Source organism: Bacillus sp. YH3-2-B2, from assembly GCF_053663335.1.
The window spans coordinates 941,554-959,713 of record NZ_JBSJQE010000001.1 but is presented as its reverse complement, the minus strand read 5'-3'; the positions used below and the strand labels follow the sequence as shown (position 1 = coordinate 959,713).

Sequence of the window (18,160 nt, the reverse complement as noted above, 5' to 3'; positions counted from 1 at the left end):
AAGAAAAAGCCCCGCCGACAAAATAGGCGTGCTTATTAATAATTGTCACTGATAAAATCAGAAATCGTTTTTGTGAATTGATAAAAGGTCTTATTTTGTGTGGATGCTCTGCTTTTCAGCGTAAAAGTGTCAAATAGTGATGTTCTGAAGCCGGTGCTCATTTCGATTTGGATACTCAATCCGGATGAAGATTGATTGGCAAGGTTGTTCGGACTGACGCCTGCATATTTATCATTTATACCAAGAAGAACGGCAGGATACCCGTGCCGTTTCAGCACATCGGTCAAAAGTTCGGCTCGTTCTCTGTCTGTACCGCCGATTTTTATCTTTTTATCATCACTGCCGTAACCGTGCAATGAAATGACATTAGAGTGCTCTTTCACCATTTGCACGGCCTTAGGTTCATCGAAATGCGAACTTGTCAAATGCAGAGCCGCATTACCGGCTGATTTTAACCCTTCAAATAAATATAAACTCCGGTTTTCGGCAATTTCTCTGGCTAACTCACTGGTCCCCGGCTCTATGCCTCCGCCGTGTATAGCTAATATGAGGACAGAAGGGTCATGCTCCCGCGTTGAAATGGAAAAATCGGAAGGATCTTCATTCAGCTTTAATTCCTCGAAACTGCCGTAAATATCTGAAGCGGCATCAGCCCGAAAGAACGGCAGAAGCAAAAACGGTAAAATTAAAACTAAAATTCCTTTTTTGGTTATTGATGGCATTTGTATGTTTATGTTACAATACAAATGCTTCAGCCTTTGAAGCGAACGGCAGAACAGGGTGACTTTGGACGGTTTCTTCTGCTCTGCCTCTTTGCCAGCTGCTTTACGGTCTACTCTTCTAACCCTTTTTTCCATAACATCATCCTTTCTTTTGTTTACACTTTTGTCACAATATTATATACGTTGGACAAAACCTCCGTTCATCTTGAAGAATAAAAACATCAAAACAACCTCTATCCTTTAACCTAAGAAAGTCTTTCTGTTCAAAGAGACGGAAAGCTTAAATGATAAAAATGAAACCCTTCTCCTTAGTTTTGTTTGATTTCCCAATTTAAGAATCCCCGAAACAAATTGAATGTAACTGTTGTTTCCATAAAAAAAGACTGCTGTTAAGCAGTCTTTTTTTTCGTTTTATTTCGTGCCTGTTGATCCCAGTCCGCCCCGGTCATTGTTTCCGAGTTTGTCTACTTCGATCAGCTCCACTTCAGGCATTTTCTTCATGATTCTGAATTGGCAGATCCGCTCCCCCTTGGAAATGTCGGTATCCCGAAGAGCGAATGCAGGAAAAAACCAGAAGTCATTGTCGCCTTTATATGATTCATCAATGACTCCCATTGAATTTGTCTGAATGATACCGAAATGCTTATATGTACTTGAACGCGGAACGACATGCGCCTCGTATCCTTCCGGCAGTTCCATCGCAACTCCAAGCGGGATAAGTTTGAATTCACCTTTTTTGAATGTTATATCTTCAGCTGCCCGCAGGTCAATCCAATCGCCCTGTTCAATTTTACTGATTCTCGTTTGCGTATCATCTGAATATTTAATTTTGATTTGTAAAGTCATGTTCGCTGCTCCTTTTGCTTCCCTATTTCAGTCGTATTGATGACCAATCCGTGCCCCATTATACCATTTAACTGATAAGAATGTTGATTTTGGTGTATATGCAGCCGAAGAGGAAGCACGGCGAAGACAATGAGAATAAACCTAAAATGAGGACCCCTCCTATCAGTTTTTTCCTCCATTTTCACATGACAGTTTCAATTGCAATAATGTAAAGCTTTATATCCTTCTTTCAACAGAGCTTTTTTTAAATTTCACCTTGGTTTCAAAAGGAATTTCGTTCTGAATAAAGAATTTGAAGAATAAGCGCTTAAAGGGCGCGCGATTCTTTTCTGTCCCTTTCCTCAGGCGCTTATATCAAAAGAAAGAGGTGTCTTTAGAATGGTTCAATTTAAAAACTTTCCTGATCCGTCTTTAAACGCCCCATTGCAGTCTCGCCCTGCACATCCCTCTGAATTGGAGCATCTCAAAGCAAGGATGCAGAATTTTATTAAGCATTCCGCAACGGATGATAATCTTGAGGTCGCAGATGCCCGGGTGACGGCGGAAGGAATGGTCACCTCACTTTTAAAAGAACGGCTTGATACAGAATACGAAATGCTTATGAATAAAATCACCCGGGAAGTGAATGTGGAGGATTACGGAGCGGTCCCTGACGGCCGGGACAATACGGAAGCCTTTCGGAGAGCGATCGGGAACGGCCGGGTCAAAGTAAATGTTCCCGCAGGAGAATTTTTGGTTCAAGGGATAAAACTCCCCTCCTGGACTACCATTTCCGGTGAGGGACAAGGGATTACCGTGCTTAAGCTTCATGAGGACACTCCCGCATACGAATGGGTCGTTACTAACGATGATTACGAAAATGGAAACCGTAATATTTTTGTCCAGAACATGACTTTAGACTGGAATCCTGATCGTCAATGCGGAGTCAGGAACCCCGGAGGACAGTTTTCCAGCTGTTTAACGTTTGCTAATGTGCAATACGGCTGGATTAAGAATGTTGAAACGGTTAACGCGGGTCTGCATGGTATAGATATTACATCTCCGACTTACGATCATTTGCCTGAAACAGAATGGACGAAAGACGGCTGCCGTTATATATGGATTGATAACTGTGTGGCATACGGCGCCGGAGACGACGGCATTACCACCCATTACAGCGAATATATTTTCATTTCCAACTGCCATTCCGGAAACCCCCGCGGCACAGAGCATGCTGAGGGCAGCGCAAACTCGAACGGCATTGAAATTGACGACGGCTCTAAACATGTGTGGCTTTTAAATAACTATACGAGCGGAAATATCCGCGGGATTGAGGTAAAGGCGCACAGCCTGTGGCCGGCTTCTCAAAATGTTCATATTATCGGTCATGTTTCGTATCGTGATGTACGTTCATTTGATATTCGTCATATCGGCCATCATCAGGCCTCAGATCCCGAAAGCACGACGGCTTATGATGTTACTTTAACCGATTGCACCGCGATTGAACCGGTATTCAATGCTCTCTATGACGGTGTGACCCCGAGGGCGCTGGTCATCTCTGCCTATAAAAACGTTAATGTAAACGGATTCACAGCTATTGGTGATCCCTCATACGACTATGGCGGGAATCCAGTCGTGGCTCTTCAATACCGCAGTCAAAATATTACGATCAACGGCATTAAAATACGCGGCTTTACACAAGCCGGGGTTGACATCAATATATCCGGCGGATCTAATAAAACCGATTATGTTAAAATTTTAAATTTTGATATATACAAGTCTTCTCCTAAAGGCATCTCAATCGGCGGAGGCCAATATAACGTAAATATTATGAACGGTACAATGATCGGAGACGGCGGTTCCGTCGGAATTACGTCCCCTAACAGTCAGGCTGTCATTCTCGGGGTGCAAGCGGAAGGTTACAGCGCGGCCGCATCTATAAAAGGACAGACTTATGAGCAGATCCCTGTCAATTTAAAGGGAGGCGCACAGCTCGCGACCAGCTCCGGTTTTGCATTCAACCCGACAAGCGCCGTTATTGCGGGAACAGGCGATATTACGGCCAGGGGTGACAGAAATGCGATCATCAGCTCTTCCGGAGGTTCAAGTTCTGAAGGTTCAAGGGCATTTATCGCCGCTTCAAACAATGTCCATATTACAGGCGGCAAAGTCTCCAGAACGATTCTGTCATCAGAAAGCATTACATTGGAAGAACCATACACGGTTGCCGGAGGGCATCAGTCCATCAAATGGAAACTGGATTCAGCGGGCGGCCACGGTACGTTCGCCGGAGCTGTCACCTCTTCCCTGTCAGGGTACGGAGAATATTTTGAAAGTGTAACCGGCCAGACGATTCCCGCCGGGACGATCGTCACAGTGAAAGGCGAAAAAATTGAACCGGCTCACGTCGGAGATTATATGCTCGGCGTCATTTCAGAAACAGCCGCTTTTATCTCAGGAGCCGCAAGCTTCGGATGGCAAAGCCGCTTTTTGACAAATGAGTTCGGCGGTTTCATATACGAAAATGTGACTGACGAAGAAACAGGAGAAACGGTACGCGTACCGAAACAAAACCCGGACTGCAGTCCGGCTCTTGAAGCTGACTATGAAGCACGCGCGGCCAGAGACGAATGGCATATTGTCGGACTCAACGGCCGGCATTACGTACGGGTCGACAGTACGGTCAGCCCGGGAGATTATATCACGGCTCATAACGGAATCGGGACTAAAGCCGCGGAAGGCTGGAAGGTATTGAAACTGACGGCCTTATACAGTGCTGAAAAAGGGTACGGCATTGCAATTGCGGTTATCAAATAGGGTCTCAATATCAGGATCATCTCCTCTCTTTTCTATCGGGCGGGTATGATCCTGTTTTTTATACCGAATGAGATGCCTCTTTTTCAGCATACCGTTTCATTTGTCCAAGCCATCCATGCTTTCTGTCATAGAATACTACCGTCAGATGAAAAAAGGAGGAATATGAGTATGGATATGGGTATGGATATGGGTATGAACGGACATTATGATCACCAGCCAAAGCAGCCTAAACAAAAGAAGAAACAAGATAAAAAGCATCTTGATTATGATTACATCGTTGTTTATAAAAGAAAATGCAATAAATGTAAAAAATGCTGCTGACTTGACATATCAACACTTTTTACACCCGGTAAACCCCGGGTGTTTTTCTTATTATGGCGTTTCTCCGGGCTATTTTCACCCAAAATCCGGTCATCCTATCACAATACATAAAAAGACTCTATTATTTTCTTCCCTTTTCGCCTAATGAAAAGTATTTCATTTACAGAAAACAACACAAATAGAATGACATGACTTTTGAGAAAATCTACTCTTTGCTTGGTCAATTTCTCTGCGATACCATGAATTTGCAACAATTTTTAAAAATTTCCTCAGGAGGTCATAGACATGAAAATCGCCAGAACAATAGTCGGATCATGCTTAGCTTTATCTCTAACAATTCCTTTCACAGCCAGTGCCTCAGCAGCCAGTCAGTCTGAACATGCAAACGCGCCTCACGTTTCACCCGTTGCAAATCCGTTAGAAAGTAAATTACCCCAAACAGCAGGCCAAAACGTAAAAGCAGCAGGTGTTGATGCCGGGCTGAACGTAAACGTAGATGTTCTCGGAATTTCAGATCGCATTGCTGAAGCGGTTAAGTCAGATCAAAACCGAACCGGCTGGGTAAAAAATGTCATGGAAACAACATTTTACGCATCAGGACAGAAGTACAACGTCATGGTGTTCAATTTAAATCAAGAATATGAAGACCGCTTTAACGGCGTTCAATTTTACGGATCAGCCGTTTATGACGGCATTACTTACGGAATCTGGGTCTTCGAAGACGGTTCCTTTGATAACAAAGGAGACGGGGGCTGGATCAATTGGGCATTCAGAGGATGGTTCGATCGTGATAATCAGCATATTGAATTCCACAGACCTTAATACAGAGAAAACTTGCGGCAGCGCCCGCAAGTTTTTATTTTAATAACGGGATACTGCACATTTTTCACCGTTATAACGACTATACTTGAAGTGCGGGCTCCGATCGCAGCCCCGGTAAGTCTTTCAAAGTGAGGGTATGCCATGTCAAAGTCTTTAAAAATAATGTTGTGGAGCATATTGGTGTTCATCATCTTGTTAGTGATGATCGGAATCGTTTCTTACAATCAAACTCCGTCTGCAGAAAGCACAGCAAAAAGAATGCTTTACAGCGTCTAATCAATTTTAAGCCTTCATCGGCTTTTTTTATTTACCGCAGAACACTTGAAGTTCTTCTATTTAGATCGTTAACGTTCCCATTCTGAATGGAGTATACGCGTATATTATCAGGCAGTCCGTTTTGATACATGGTTCCGATTATGCCCTTCGCATCTTTTTTCTCTATTCCTCATCACATTCCCTCTTTTCATGCTACTGCTCTTGAAACCAACCAATCATTTCTTCAGCCTGTTCCGTTGAATCAAAAGGGTCCAATCCTAATAGCGTGTGTTACATTTTCATTTTTAAAAAAACAAGCCAACTGCGCATCCTCTTCGCAACTGCTCAATATATGAGCCTATCCGTTTCTATTACAGGAAGCAGTACGATTCCTGCTTTTACTCATTTTAACGGATGGCCATGTGGAGGAAATATAGACTAAAAAACCTTTTTTCAAAAAGTAAACTAGCATCCCTATCAAACTTTTCATTTCGGCATAGTATGTATTAATCCTCTTTAGGAGGTGAGATTATATGGGATTCTCAGGTGGTTATGGTAGCTCCTTTGCGTTAATCGTGGTGCTATTCATTTTATTAATCATCGTTGGGGCTTCTTTCCTCGGCGGTTATTAAGAATCCTCTTACCTCCGCATCCATGTCAGCAGCACCTCCATGATCGTACGGCGCCATAAATGAAATGTTTATGGCGCTCTGCTGTTTTTCCCCTTTCCTTCACACATTAAAACTAAAAAGATCGGCCGATGAATCAACATGCAGCCGATCAGTAATTCATAGATTATTGTGTAAGATTTACATCGATGACGTTATAGAAGGCATTGGAAGTATCCGCAACGTCCCATACCCCCAAAATGACATGATACCCGCTTCGATCAGTCGGCACAAAAATCTTATGAGTCAGATTCGTATCTGCCTTGGAACCGTCGTGGTTTACCGTTCCGATTAATTCAAATTCATCTCTTGACAAAGGTTTATTCGGATTCCAGTTTTTCTTGGTGATATAATAGTGCCACTTTGATGTCGCATGAGGAGCCGTGTAGTACCAAGTAAAGGTGTTAAAACCGCCGCGGATGTTTTGTTTTACCCAATAATCTGCAGTCTGCTTGTCTAAACCGAAGTCAATTTGTCCCGATCCCCCATTTGCAGACGCAATTCTTCCATCCGGCGGACCTGCAGCCGGAAATCCTTTCGGCCCTTCTACAGACTGAGGATTATCAATGACGGAGCCATATTTCTGCCCAGCGGCCGTCCAGCCCAATGTTTGTTTCTCTAAAGCTCCCATGTACGCTCTGCTGACGGGCTCTTTTATATACCCGTGCGCAGATGCATCACTTGAATAGAAAGCGCCTCCAATCCCAAGAGTAACAGTTAAAACTGCAGCTTTGACTAAACCCTTCATTACTGCATCATCCTCCCTCTTTTGTTAATAAAAACCTTTCGGTATATACACTTCACGATAGAGGATGAAATGACCTTCCTTTTCTTGATAGAAAAAAGCAATGAGGTTCGCGCTTTCCCCTTTGTTTTTTATAATCATAAAGAAAAAGCCGGGCCGATTCTGTTGTCGAATCCGCGATTGCCAAAAACCGGCCCGCCCCTTTTGCTCAGAACTTCATTCGCTGGATTTGCCGGTTTCTTTTCGGATAACCGGTGCTACTTCCGCTGCTAATCGTTCGATGTTTTCCGCGGCTTTTTTAAACGGCATACCTCCTATATCGATTTGCGCGAGAAATCGCTGATGCCCGAACAACTCATATTGATGCATGATTTTTTCAATGATCTGCTGTGAACTTCCCACAAATAAAGCTGTTTCTTTTCCGGACGCCCGCTCAAAATCTTCCTTCGTTAAAGGCTCATCGATCCCGTGATATGAATGAACGTGAGACCAGTAATTTGAATGATACGGGTAAAATTCTTGTATTGCCTGTTCATTCGTTTTTGAAATGAACATATGTCCGGTTACGGCAACCTTCACATTTTCCGGAGGATGACCGGCTTTAAAAGCCGCTTCTCGGTATTTGTCAACAAGCGGCTTAGATGACATCGGATCACCGCTCAGTACAGCTAATGCCAAACCCGCACCTGCACGCCCGGCTCGTTCTGCGCTTTCCGGAGTCCCCGAAACACCTAACCATAGCGGAATGCTTCCGCGAAAAGGCCGAGGAGAAATTTCTGCCTCGCGCAGCGGCGGTCGGTAACGTCCTTTCCAGGTAACCGATTCTTCCCCGGAATTTAGTTTTAAAAAAAGGTTAATGTGTTCTTCAAACAGTTCTTTATAATGGCCTACATCATAACCGAAAAGAGGAAACGAGTCTAAAAATGCGCCCCGTCCCGCAATGATTTCCGCCCGGCCGTCTGAAATCAAATCAAGCGTTGCAAAATCCTCAAATAAACGGACGGGATCTGCGGTGGATAATACAGTCGTGGCACTGGTCAGCTTAATATTTTCAGTGATCTGTGAAATCGCTGATAAGATGGCCGGCGGCGAAGATACCGCATAATCAAGACGATGATGCTCGCCTACACCGAATACATCAAGCCCTGCGTCGTCAGCCAGTTTCGCCAGCTTTATCAATTCATCTATCCGCTGCTTTGCGCTGACTGTTTTCCCTGTCAGAGGATCGGGATATAATTCTGCAAATGAATAAATTCCAATTTCCATACAATCACGGTGTTCAGCCCTCACATTTCTCTCCTCCTGCACTGTGTAAAAAAGCTTTTATGTTATTCTATTCAGCCGTTTTATAAATAGGAATTCATTCAAAATAAATACAGAAGCTTAACATGCAGAAGGCCGGTATAAGAGGAAAAAAAGTTTCCGGCGCCCTTCAATTCTGCCCATTATACTCATGCAGCCGTACTAGGCAAGAACAAAGCCGGCACAAGCGGATTCGAATTCATGTGTTCGTTTTCAGTCCAATTCAATCCAATCGTGATATTGATCATAAAGCTTTCGTATTCTTCCGGCATCAAGAGCGATGACTTCACACCCTCTGTCATCATACAGAAAGAAAATAATATCTTTTGTCATATTCACAAAGAAAACATCGGGATACCTAACGGAACAGCCCCCGAACCTTGGCTTCAGCGGAAAATCTTCGTGGACGGCTGCCTTAAGTAATTGGGGAATACGCAGATCTTTCCGTTTACATAATAAAGAAAACTGCTGCATTTCATATTCTTCTGCATCATCTTCTTCAAACGGACAGGGGCAGGTCTTCACCTGAATCCGATATAAATCATCCTTACACTTCAGAAACGGCTGATAAACCTTTAATTTTCTCGCGTGATTACCTTGAGTTTTATGCTTATATATGTTGGCAACAAGGAACATGTCATCACTATGTTCAAACAGCTCATTGAAAAGTGCGGCGGTTTGATGATGAACAAGCTGAAAATACTCAAGATTCAAAGCACCGCTTTCATTAAATTGATACATATTGCCGCCGAGAGAAAAATGAATTCCCACGTCCCATTGATGATAAATGCCGGGCACTAATTTTAAAGTCGGAAACCTTTCCTTCAGATAATCATTTATTTTCATTCAAACATCTCACTTTCCGTTTCCCGCTCCAGAGACAGAAGAAGCCGAAAACATTCCGCTTATTTCTTTTTCACCCTTGTAATATTATTCCGATTGGAATACAATGAAATAGAACACTGTGAACCCCATTGGTCAGGGTGGATGCTGGTCACATTCATCCTGATCCTTTCTTTTACACAAGATCGCACCAACTTTGAACCCCTCCGTTTCCAACCTTATTCATTGATGTTACATATATTTCAATGGTATTATTTTCTTATACATAAGCATCAAGAGGTGTCAGCTTTGAACAGCATCAGAAGATGAAGAGAATATTTCCGGTCTCACCGTAAAATAGGTTGCCTCTGACCTGCTTTTCACATTTTGATTATCAACCACTTTTCCATTCTCAAGCGCTTCTTTAAATTCATCAAAATGAATTGAACATTGCTGATTCGAATTACTTCCTGCACCTTCTGTCGCTAAACTGCAAAATGTCCATCACAATCATCCTCTCTATAATTTTACAACATTGCTATAATGATTTTCATGTTTTTCCCAACCTTCAAGCTGAATCTTTTTGATCGTTACTAGGTAACCTAAATACAAAAAAACCTGCTTTCAGCAGGGTTTTTTCAGTAAAGGAGAGGTTATTTCCCCACAAATTCTATTAACTATGTTTTTGTTTTAACCATTCTTTCTTTAGCAATGCGTATTGGTAAGTGTTTTAATATTTAGGTGTTCCATCCTCGTGGGCAGTAAATGAAATAAACTCAAGAAAATAACCTTCTTTACGCATTCCTAATCTCTCACATAGTTTTTGTGACCTGCAGTTATCATCTTCAACATATGCATAAAGCCTTCTTGCTTCTTTTTGCATAAAGAGATACTCAAAGAAAGCCTTCGCACTTTCACTTGCGTATCCCATCCCTTCAAAACGGGCATTAAAATTCCAACAAACGGAATAGGTATCTGGCTCTTCTTTTAAATAAAATAGTTCTCCGACTAGATCATTACTGTCTTTTAAACAAACTGCAATATAAGAGTCATCTCGGCTTCTTTTTTGAACGTTTACGGCAGCTTCTTCTAACGTAGATATTCTGTCATCAAGAAAGCAATTCACTCTCGGATGTGCCGAATATTCCAACAGACCTTGCGCATCTTTCTCGGTAAAATTTCTTAAAATTAAGCGATGGGTTTCAATTTTTTGCATTTGCAGTCTCCTGTTTCATTGTTATCGACCTTTGAAAAGAACTTCTTCGTTTGTTGAAGAACTTATCACAATCTATTTTTACTATAATGATGGGTGTTATCATCTTTGTCAAAAACAATAATCATTCATTTGCCGCCCGCAATGTAAAGTACTGAACAATTTTCCTGAAAAACCCTCAGTATCGAATATAGAAACGAGCAATAGTAATAAAACAAAGTTAAGCCATTAAAAGCTTATTCAGTATTTTTTCAAACTTATTTACGCTCATCATCTCATGAGTGAGAAATGTCCCATTATAAAACACGCTGAAAGTCGTCCAAACTGCCGGGGATTTTTGCGCCATATCTTTTGACGTTATTCTCAGGGCCTGAAAATGAAGCCCTTTCTTTTCAGTCAGTTCCTTTAAATCCTTTAACACTCCGACTGCAAATGGGCATTGAGCTGTATAAAATATTATGATTCCCTCATCATTAACGGAATTACTTTTCACCTGTTTTTTAAATACAGGAGGATGTGCATGTTCCTTCCACGTCAGTGACACCAACTGAAAATAGGGTTCTGCTTCATCTTGCACAGCAAATCCCATATGCTCGAAGAAATGCTTATCACTTAAATAAGGGAGTTTTTTCTTCCCCACTATATGAACTATCCCATCCATACCGCGGGATTTTGCATCTGACACACATTTTTCTAACAAGTGTTTCGCATGTCCGTTATTCTTATATTTACCTGAGACCCAAAGGCAATTAATAAACATAAAATTAGGTGCGCTTACCGGGACCCACGCTTCTTCTGCAGGTAAATATTCAATAAAAATTTTGGCCCGTTCGTTTAGGCGGTAGAACACCAAGCCATCACTCATCCGATCTTTGAGCCAGCTCTTCTTTTCATTTACCGCATCCTCATATTGTTTCGTACCTAACGCACAGCAAATATGATTGTCATCAATATTGTCCCTAGTCAACTCAATGTATTCCATTTTTCCTCACCCGCTTTCTTTTGGGAACATCAGCTTTACTTCCGGTGAACATTGTAATTTCTCAGAAATATAGAGTCCCAGTACCAATATATGAACGCAGCAGCAATGCTCATTATGTAATAAATGAAACTTCTGAAAACCGTGAAATCAATTGACGGATTACCTATGTGCCAGAACAAGAACACAGCTAAAAAAGCGACTGCGGTATAAATGAAAAGATGAACCAAACTAAACTTTTTAGGCTTCTTTCTTAGCCATAGTTGCACAGGAACAGCAAACAAAAAGTAAGTAATGAATGCGTAAAAAGCAATGATAACTACAGTAACCAATGCAATTGGCATAAAACCCGAGTATACAAACATATATAGCCCGAAAATCAAACCATACGACAAACTTGAAAAAGCCAATGTGTAGGTATAGCTCTTTAATCTTGTTGAATTCAGCTTCAAGTCACCGCCCCGTTCATTTACTTCGCACTTACAATTATCGTAGTTTTATTGTCTATTTGTCTGTTTTAATCACTATTTGACATTCAATTTTATAATCTGTTTCTCCTGTTTCAATCTTTGTATCATCGCGGTTAACTTTATATTTCCCTCCATACAAACTTGCTGATATCGGGTGCCTTATACCACTCTTTAACTGATCGTAAATGTATTTCTTGCCTTCTTGAAAATTCTTTCGAGGAACATGTCCTACTTTGCAATCATTTACATAGACAGCTATAGCTTCCGGATCGTACTTGTTGTTCTCTTCTAACCGCAATTCACAATTTGAGAAAAGGGAATTATGATAAATAAATATCGGCTCATCAAAAGTTGATTCTAGAATCTCTTTATTTGTCATACCATCATATTTTTCATCGAAGAAAAAGCTGTCTTCATCCTCAGTCTTGATGGCTTTCTTAATATCTTTTTGATAGTGTGATGTTCCTGCAACCTTAAAGTCTATATACTCGAAAAATGCAGACTTTTCTTCATATTTCCTTGAGAAGCCTGTCTCTTGAATCAAGATTGGGAAATTTTCTTTTTTCGATACCATCTCTGTTTCGTTATTAACGCCAACAGTGTTCATATTATTATTTTTATTCTCATTTTGTTCATTTTTAACTTTGTTCTTGAAAAAGTTGAGTATACCCAAATGTACCCCTCCATTTGAAATAAAAGATTGGTTTAATCAAAAAACTCATCATCAATAAAATCATTTTCTCTTGCAAGTTTATTCGAATCCTTTTTAAAAAACCTTTGCTTCAATTTTTCTTTAACTGTTAATTTTTTGTTTTTGTCCTGGCATATATGACATATATAATCTCCGTTGTTTGATAAATGAATAAGTAATTTATCGACACCTGACCTTTTGCAGATACACATCCTGTGCTGACCATCACTAAACGAAATATGACCGCAAGCATTTACGCTTGCATATATTCCTGAATGTTTTTTATGCATGTCCGGTTTTATGTAGTGCGCAGCCAATCTTCTGCATTTTAATGCATATTCATGCTCTTCGCCTTCTAAAGGATTAAATTCCTTATCAGTTAAATCTAAGGAGCACTTTCCTGTTCTAACTTTATAACAGTCATGTTTACTTAGCCTAAAATAAAAAGAATGTTTCGTAGGATTTATTAACTGATCCAACCTGATCCCCTTCTCTTTAAAAGAATGATTTTATGCAACTCCTTAAAATTTGTATTTCGTTACTTTTATTGTAACTTTAGTATACTATGATTACTTTTAATTATCAGTATACCCATAAAAAAGGTCAAGGAAATACCTTGACTGTGTATCGCTCACCAATCTGCATCCGGCTCATCGTGTTCGGATCCGTAAAAGCCTTTAATCCACACGTCTCCGCAGCCTGCTTCTTTTGTGATCAATAAGTAATGATTTCTGTTTGCATCACCATTCACCTTATCAGCCGAGCTCAAGTTCAAATGATTACCCGTGAAATTCTTTTCACTAAAGGTAAACTCATATCCTGCCAGTGTAATTCTCTGCAGTGCAAGTCAAATATCTATAGAAAGATTATGACCACAAAAGCAAAGCATTCTGTGCATTTGGAGATGACAAATCATCCATAGAATCCTCCCTTCATAGCTCCCTCAATTTTTGTAGAGACACTTGCCTGCAAAAATGTAAGGGTTTTCAAAATAAGAGCAGTATGCTAAATTGTAAGATAAGTAAAAATTTTCTGCTAATATTTGAAAGGGGTGTATGATTTGAAAGCTGTAGTAGCAACAAAAGACAAAAGTATAGCGATCGTACAAAAAGAATTACGTCCTTTGCGACATGGTGAAGCCAAAGTTAAGATGGAATACTGCGGTGTATGTCATACTGACTTGCATGTTAAAAATGCTGATTTCGGGGATGTTACCGGCGTCACTTTAGGTCATGAGGGAATAGGCATTGTGACTGAGATTGGTGAAGGCGTAACAAGCCTGAAAAAGGGCGACCGCGTCTCTATTGCCTGGATGTTTGAAAGCTGCGGCCGCTGCGAATATTGCTTAACAGGCCGTGAAACCTTGTGCCGTGATGTAAAAAATGCCGGCTATACAGTTGACGGCGCAATGGCTGAAGAAGCAATCGTAGCGGTCGATTATGCAATAAAGGTGCCGGAAAATTTGGATCCTGCAGCAGCAAGCAGCATTACTTGTGCAGGTGTAACAACTTATAAAGCGGTTAAAGTCAGTGAAATTAAACCAGGTCAATGGATCGGTGTATTTGGAGTCGGCGGTTTAGGCAACCTGGCTGTTCAATATGCAAAAAACGTCTTTAACGCTAAAGTGATTGCTTTCGACATTAGCGATGAAAAATTGAATTTTGCTAAGAGCTTAGGCGCTGATGCGGTTGTAAACAGTTTAAACGAAGACCCCGTCGCTAAAGCAAAAGAAGTGACTAACGATTTAGGGCTTGATGCAGTGGTCATCACGGCTGTCTCTAAAACCCCTTTCAATCAAGCGATTGATGTTGTAAAAGCAGGAGCTCGCGTAGTCGCCGTCGGTTTACCGGTGGACAAAATGGATTTAGATATTCCCCGTCTCGTGTTAGATGGAATTCAGGTAGTAGGTTCATTAGTGGGTACCAGAGAAGACCTGAAGGAAGCTTTTCAATTTGCTGCGGACGGTAAAGTTGTACCTAAAGTGACAAAACGCCCGATCGAAGATGTGAATGATATTTTTGAAGAAATGGAGCAAGGTAAAGTGACCGGCCGCATGGTTATCGATTTTACTTCCTAATCATTAAGGCTGCCGGGAATGATACGGCAGCCTTTAATCTCTATTCTTGCTCTGCGCCCCACCCAGACTGAATGAGACTTTGTCATTTAGTTCAGAAAAGAAGCTCTACAGACCATTCAGCGGTTATTCATTTTGCAAGTACTCTCTGAACTAACCCTGATACCAATATAATGCAAGGTCATTCATTGCCGAAGCGTAGCCCTGCTGTCTTAACATAGTTGTTATGCTGCCCCGATGATAAGTTCCGTGATTGGCAACATGGAATAAAATTTCTGAGTAAGCAGTTTCTCTGTAACCTAACCAAGGATTATTTAAGTTCATTTTTTGTTCTAAATCTGTTTGGCTATTCATCCATTCTTCAAACTGTGAAGCCAGTTCTTCATAAGACGCCGCAAATTCATCTGCAGAATATAAATGAGCTCTTTCCGCATAAGCCACAGAACCTTCCAATGCTTCCTGCATGTCTATTCCTTTAAGCACTTGCAGCCACATAACATCCACCGCGCAGATGTGACTGAACGTTTGAGCAATTGTAGGATATGAACTGTGAACCTCTTCATAAAGGACATTACTTGGTAATTCCTTTATTCTTTCTAATAACGCTTTATTCGCCCACACATGATACTGATACATATTTTTCGCATGGTTCATTTAACATCTCTCCTTTAAAGTTGATACTTGTGATTATAAAAAAAGATATATGACAGCAGATTGTCATACATCTTTATAAATTTTCATTATTTTTTCGGCTTCATCCATTAAAATTGATTGCAGTTCCAGCGGTTTTATAATTTTAGCGCCACTGCCAAAGCTCAAAAGAATTGATTTAAGCCATCCGGCATGCTGAGGCCGATACACAGAGATTGTAAACGTCATACTTCCATCTCTGTTCATGACTTTTGAAGCGTTCTGAAATTGATCTAATACTTTAGCTATGGAATTAGGATTAACCCAAATGACTACATCCGCAAACCCTCCTAGGTCGGATTCTGAATAAGATGGTTCATCTTTCACTTTGTGACTGCGCAAAAACTCTTCTTGAGTAAGCGTTATATTCATCATACGTGATACTCTAAATTCTCTATCATCTTGACGTTCTCTGCAGAAGCCATATACATACCAATTACGAAACTTATAATGAAGGTGGATAGGTTCTACTTCACGTGATGTAAATTCATTTTTATTACTGACATAATCAAAGCGTACTGCCTTTTTTTCCTGTATAGCTTTTCGCAGCCGGATTAATGAATTCGGTTCTGTTCTAAGGCTTTCCAAGTTAACATACAAAGTCCCGCTGTTTTCGCTTGTATCCAGAGATTTTAATCTATCTATCGTGTGTTCAACTTCTTTATCTTCAAAAACACTCGACAAACTGCTTAATACTGTAATTAAATTCAATACATCATGAGAACCGATTAAACTTTTATCAAATTTGTATCCTCTCATTATCCCAAAACCGCCGTTAGCCCCTTGGTATGAAACGACTGGTATTCCAGCTGCACAAATCGCTTCGATGTCTCTATAAATTGTCCGCGTTGATACTTGAAATTCATCAGCTAAACTGGAAGCAGATAAAATTTCATTATGTAAGAGCTTGAAAATGATTGATAACAAACGTTCTAATTTCAATTCTCAATTCCTTTCCTTATTAGGGTTGGAAGTGCTCTTTTTACTCTGACACATTTATGCCGTTCACCTCCTGTCACTTCAAGATACCACGCAGAAAGCTTAATTTTTCCACCCAACCGCATAATACGCGAATTACCATATACTTTGTGACCCTGATAAACCCTTCTATCGCTTCATCTGATATTCAATAAAACGCCTGTTCTCTTCACTGAGTAATTTGAGGCTCAATTTAATCTACATAATAGTTCACTGAATCTCTCAACAATTTTAGATAAAAATCTTCTTTTTATAGAGATGTTCGTTCTATCGACATCCTTATGATAAATATGGTAAAATTCTTAAAAACAAGGGAGTGTTGTTACATATGAGTCTTATCATTTTAGCATCCACGCTTTTATGGGGTGCAGTGATCCACGAGCTAAACAAACCTTCAAAAAAGCAAAGTAAACGAAAAATGATCCCTTTGGTATCCCTCAGTTCTTTATCTACTTTAATCATCACAATTTCGCTTTTTTCTAATTTAATTGGTTGATATTTGTTATGAGGAAACCCGCCAGAGGTTCCTCATAACACTAAAAACCTACTCACTGCACTTTTTACAGCAGACCTTATCAGAGTGTTTGCTTAACACTTTGTCCATTCTCCCCACAGGCATCTTCTTCTCACTCGGAAGTGTAAGATAAGCTGTTATCTCATCCCCTGATTTTAATGTTTTTCCGCAGATAGAGCATTTTAACTCAGTATTAAAGAAATTTTTTAATCCCATTCAGAAGCCTCCTTATTTACCTTTATAAAGTAATACGTTAATGCTTTATAAAAGTTTCGGGTTAAAGAAATACTCCTTGCCCGGGAATTTACTTTCTTCCAGTTGTTACGTACCCGCACAGGGTTAACAATCGTCTTGTTCTTTAACTCACAGTGAGAAGATCGCCTTGTAAAACATTAGCGTAAAATCATCTTCATGCATTGACCAGTTTACTGCAGTGTATGAATTGTTAATTTGTTACATTTATTTGTCCTCTTTAAATTTTTTCTTCTTCTTTCAGCTTGAAAAAGAAGGAATTGTTTTATAAATATTGTAAATTTATAGCTGTATCACATTCACTATTAAGAGGAGGAATACGAATGAAAAAGAAAATTATTGCCGGCGCTCTTGCTTTTGGGTTAATTCCGCTAATGGGGGCTGCAGATGTTTCTGCAAAATCTTTGCCGAATCAAGATAAAGTCATGAAACCTGCCGGTTGGTCATGTGACGCTCCGTATATTGCGTGTCAGCCTTTTTCTGGCGGTACCGGTAAGATTTCATTCAACTATCAAGGCAGCTCTCCAGGAAAAATCAGAGTTTTTGTAGCGAATGACGGCAGCAAATCTTTCAAATTCACCATTAATTATCCTAATGGGAATACACTCTTATCCTCTACGACACTAAATGCGGGGAAAACGTTCATTCAAGAATTCAGCGTTAACCAAAAAGGAGAATACATCCTGAAATATGATAGCGGCACCGGTGATAGTGTCGATGGTTTCTTTAGATCTGTTGAGATCTAAATTCCGTTAGGAAAGTCGGCAGTTTTGCCGACTTTCTTTTCCAAGCATTCTGCAGAAATAAAAGTAAAGTGTCGAATAAACATATGACCTTTTTGAAACGGAAACTTTATCTGCACCACAAACCCGCAAGCAGCCTCCTTGTATCGTACCTTCTGTCCCTTTGTGATTTGTTTTGATTTGTCGTATACTGCGCTTGCCCGGGAAATGATGAATATTTTCGTTAACTATAATTTCCCTGTACCTCTTCGTATGTG

At 40.4% G+C, this 18,160-nt stretch carries 20 protein-coding genes; 6 read left to right on the top strand and 14 right to left on the bottom strand.

Annotated features, from left to right (window positions below):
- Positions 1-35: 35 nt before the first annotated feature.
- Both ACWJJX_RS04500 and ACWJJX_RS04495 read right to left on the bottom strand, forming a co-directional pair.
- Positions 36-857, bottom strand: coding sequence for a poly-gamma-glutamate hydrolase family protein (locus ACWJJX_RS04500; RefSeq protein WP_102422678.1), 822 nt, complete (start codon positions 855-857; stop codon positions 36-38).
- 276 nt (positions 858-1,133) lie between these two features.
- Positions 1,134-1,568: a dUTP diphosphatase gene (locus tag ACWJJX_RS04495; protein WP_102422679.1), complete on the bottom strand. Its 435-nt coding sequence runs from the start codon at positions 1,566-1,568 to the stop codon at positions 1,134-1,136.
- A gap of 378 nt (positions 1,569-1,946) precedes the next feature.
- Here ACWJJX_RS04495 and ACWJJX_RS04490 point away from each other — a divergent pair, with 378 nt between their 5' ends.
- From ACWJJX_RS04490 to ACWJJX_RS04475, 4 genes are all read left to right on the top strand, one after another.
- Entirely contained in the window at positions 1,947-4,364 is a 2,418-nt protein-coding gene (locus ACWJJX_RS04490; protein WP_102422680.1) for a peptidase G2 autoproteolytic cleavage domain-containing protein, read from the top strand.
- Positions 4,365-4,532: 168 nt separating this feature from the next.
- Positions 4,533-4,685 (top strand): hypothetical protein, encoded by a 153-nt coding sequence (locus tag ACWJJX_RS04485; RefSeq protein ID WP_180992965.1) that lies wholly within the window; start codon positions 4,533-4,535, stop codon positions 4,683-4,685.
- Between the two features lie 285 nt (positions 4,686-4,970).
- Positions 4,971-5,507: a hypothetical protein gene (locus ACWJJX_RS04480; protein WP_017417867.1), complete on the top strand. Its 537-nt coding sequence runs from the start codon at positions 4,971-4,973 to the stop codon at positions 5,505-5,507.
- A gap of 788 nt (positions 5,508-6,295) precedes the next feature.
- Positions 6,296-6,394, top strand: a complete 99-nt coding sequence (locus ACWJJX_RS04475) for a YjcZ family sporulation protein (RefSeq protein WP_003154022.1) — start codon at positions 6,296-6,298, stop codon at positions 6,392-6,394.
- Between the two features lie 163 nt (positions 6,395-6,557).
- On the opposite strand, the gene ACWJJX_RS04470 is transcribed toward ACWJJX_RS04475, so the two are convergent.
- The 9 genes from ACWJJX_RS04470 to ACWJJX_RS04430 all read right to left on the bottom strand — a co-directional run bounded on the left by ACWJJX_RS04470 (position 6,558) and on the right by ACWJJX_RS04430 (position 13,427).
- Positions 6,558-7,178 carry a lytic polysaccharide monooxygenase auxiliary activity family 9 protein gene (locus ACWJJX_RS04470; protein ID WP_454022765.1) on the bottom strand — a complete coding sequence of 207 codons (621 nt, stop codon included), beginning with the start codon at positions 7,176-7,178 and terminating at the stop codon, positions 6,558-6,560.
- A gap of 213 nt (positions 7,179-7,391) precedes the next feature.
- Entirely contained in the window at positions 7,392-8,465 is a 1,074-nt protein-coding gene (locus ACWJJX_RS04465) for an LLM class flavin-dependent oxidoreductase (RefSeq protein WP_454022764.1), read from the bottom strand.
- Positions 8,466-8,690: 225 nt separating this feature from the next.
- Complete coding sequence (locus ACWJJX_RS04460; protein ID WP_454022763.1) at positions 8,691-9,323, bottom strand: DUF3885 domain-containing protein; 633 nt, start codon at positions 9,321-9,323, stop codon at positions 8,691-8,693.
- Between the two features lie 706 nt (positions 9,324-10,029).
- Positions 10,030-10,515: a GNAT family N-acetyltransferase gene (locus ACWJJX_RS04455; protein WP_454022762.1), complete on the bottom strand. Its 486-nt coding sequence runs from the start codon at positions 10,513-10,515 to the stop codon at positions 10,030-10,032.
- A gap of 217 nt (positions 10,516-10,732) precedes the next feature.
- Positions 10,733-11,494 carry an N-acetyltransferase gene (locus tag ACWJJX_RS04450; RefSeq protein ID WP_153986661.1) on the bottom strand — a complete coding sequence of 254 codons (762 nt, stop codon included), beginning with the start codon at positions 11,492-11,494 and terminating at the stop codon, positions 10,733-10,735.
- Between the two features lie 35 nt (positions 11,495-11,529).
- A complete protein-coding gene (locus tag ACWJJX_RS04445; protein WP_326361202.1) occupies positions 11,530-11,943 on the bottom strand; it encodes a UPF0715 family protein in 414 nt (137 codons plus the stop codon).
- A 52-nt stretch (positions 11,944-11,995) separates the two neighbouring features.
- Positions 11,996-12,634, bottom strand: coding sequence for an HIRAN domain-containing protein (locus tag ACWJJX_RS04440; protein ID WP_015388191.1), 639 nt, complete (start codon positions 12,632-12,634; stop codon positions 11,996-11,998).
- Between the two features lie 32 nt (positions 12,635-12,666).
- The gene (locus tag ACWJJX_RS04435; protein WP_416406349.1) at positions 12,667-13,131 is read right to left on the bottom strand and encodes a hypothetical protein; all 465 of its coding nucleotides are present in this window, start codon (positions 13,129-13,131) and stop codon (positions 12,667-12,669) included.
- A gap of 152 nt (positions 13,132-13,283) precedes the next feature.
- Positions 13,284-13,427 carry a hypothetical protein gene (locus ACWJJX_RS04430; protein ID WP_416406348.1) on the bottom strand — a complete coding sequence of 48 codons (144 nt, stop codon included), beginning with the start codon at positions 13,425-13,427 and terminating at the stop codon, positions 13,284-13,286.
- Between the two features lie 285 nt (positions 13,428-13,712).
- Here ACWJJX_RS04430 and adhP point away from each other — a divergent pair, with 285 nt between their 5' ends.
- Positions 13,713-14,729 carry an alcohol dehydrogenase AdhP gene (gene adhP / locus ACWJJX_RS04425; RefSeq protein WP_079004854.1) on the top strand — a complete coding sequence of 339 codons (1,017 nt, stop codon included), beginning with the start codon at positions 13,713-13,715 and terminating at the stop codon, positions 14,727-14,729.
- Between the two features lie 150 nt (positions 14,730-14,879).
- Here adhP and ACWJJX_RS04420 read toward each other — a convergent pair whose 3' ends face one another.
- The 3 genes from ACWJJX_RS04420 to ACWJJX_RS04410 form a co-directional block, all read right to left on the bottom strand.
- Entirely contained in the window at positions 14,880-15,380 is a 501-nt protein-coding gene (locus ACWJJX_RS04420; RefSeq protein ID WP_014305055.1) for a DinB family protein, read from the bottom strand.
- A 63-nt stretch (positions 15,381-15,443) separates the two neighbouring features.
- Positions 15,444-16,358, bottom strand: coding sequence for a helix-turn-helix transcriptional regulator (locus ACWJJX_RS04415; RefSeq protein WP_014305054.1), 915 nt, complete (start codon positions 16,356-16,358; stop codon positions 15,444-15,446).
- 580 nt (positions 16,359-16,938) lie between these two features.
- A complete protein-coding gene (locus ACWJJX_RS04410) occupies positions 16,939-17,124 on the bottom strand; it encodes a hypothetical protein (protein WP_003154035.1) in 186 nt (61 codons plus the stop codon).
- A 359-nt stretch (positions 17,125-17,483) separates the two neighbouring features.
- On the opposite strand from ACWJJX_RS04410, the gene ACWJJX_RS04405 reads away from it, so the two are divergent.
- On the top strand, positions 17,484-17,906 hold the full coding sequence (locus ACWJJX_RS04405; protein WP_003154036.1) for a hypothetical protein: 423 nt from the start codon (positions 17,484-17,486) through the stop codon (positions 17,904-17,906).
- Positions 17,907-18,160: the final 254 nt, after the last annotated feature.

Excerpts from the sequence above, each read along its gene's own strand:
- ACWJJX_RS04485 (WP_180992965.1), top strand. The coding sequence starts at position 4,533 with ATGGATATGGGTATGGATATGGGTATGAACGGACATTATGATCACCAG.
- ACWJJX_RS04410 (WP_003154035.1), bottom strand. The coding sequence starts at position 17,124 with ATGGGATTAAAAAATTTCTTTAATACTGAGTTAAAATGCTCTATCTGC.
- ACWJJX_RS04475 (WP_003154022.1), top strand. The coding sequence starts at position 6,296 with ATGGGATTCTCAGGTGGTTATGGTAGCTCCTTTGCGTTAATCGTGGTG.
- ACWJJX_RS04460 (WP_454022763.1), bottom strand. The coding sequence starts at position 9,323 with ATGAAAATAAATGATTATCTGAAGGAAAGGTTTCCGACTTTAAAATTA.
- ACWJJX_RS04450 (WP_153986661.1), bottom strand. The coding sequence starts at position 11,494 with ATGGAATACATTGAGTTGACTAGGGACAATATTGATGACAATCATATT.
- ACWJJX_RS04470 (WP_454022765.1), bottom strand. The coding sequence starts at position 7,178 with ATGAAGGGTTTAGTCAAAGCTGCAGTTTTAACTGTTACTCTTGGGATT.
- ACWJJX_RS04495 (WP_102422679.1), bottom strand. The coding sequence starts at position 1,568 with ATGACTTTACAAATCAAAATTAAATATTCAGATGATACGCAAACGAGA.
- ACWJJX_RS04405 (WP_003154036.1), top strand. The coding sequence starts at position 17,484 with ATGAAAAAGAAAATTATTGCCGGCGCTCTTGCTTTTGGGTTAATTCCG.
- ACWJJX_RS04490 (WP_102422680.1), top strand. The coding sequence starts at position 1,947 with ATGGTTCAATTTAAAAACTTTCCTGATCCGTCTTTAAACGCCCCATTG.
- ACWJJX_RS04455 (WP_454022762.1), bottom strand. The coding sequence starts at position 10,515 with ATGCAAAAAATTGAAACCCATCGCTTAATTTTAAGAAATTTTACCGAG.
- ACWJJX_RS04500 (WP_102422678.1), bottom strand. The coding sequence starts at position 857 with ATGGAAAAAAGGGTTAGAAGAGTAGACCGTAAAGCAGCTGGCAAAGAG.
- ACWJJX_RS04480 (WP_017417867.1), top strand. The coding sequence starts at position 4,971 with ATGAAAATCGCCAGAACAATAGTCGGATCATGCTTAGCTTTATCTCTA.
- ACWJJX_RS04420 (WP_014305055.1), bottom strand. The coding sequence starts at position 15,380 with ATGAACCATGCGAAAAATATGTATCAGTATCATGTGTGGGCGAATAAA.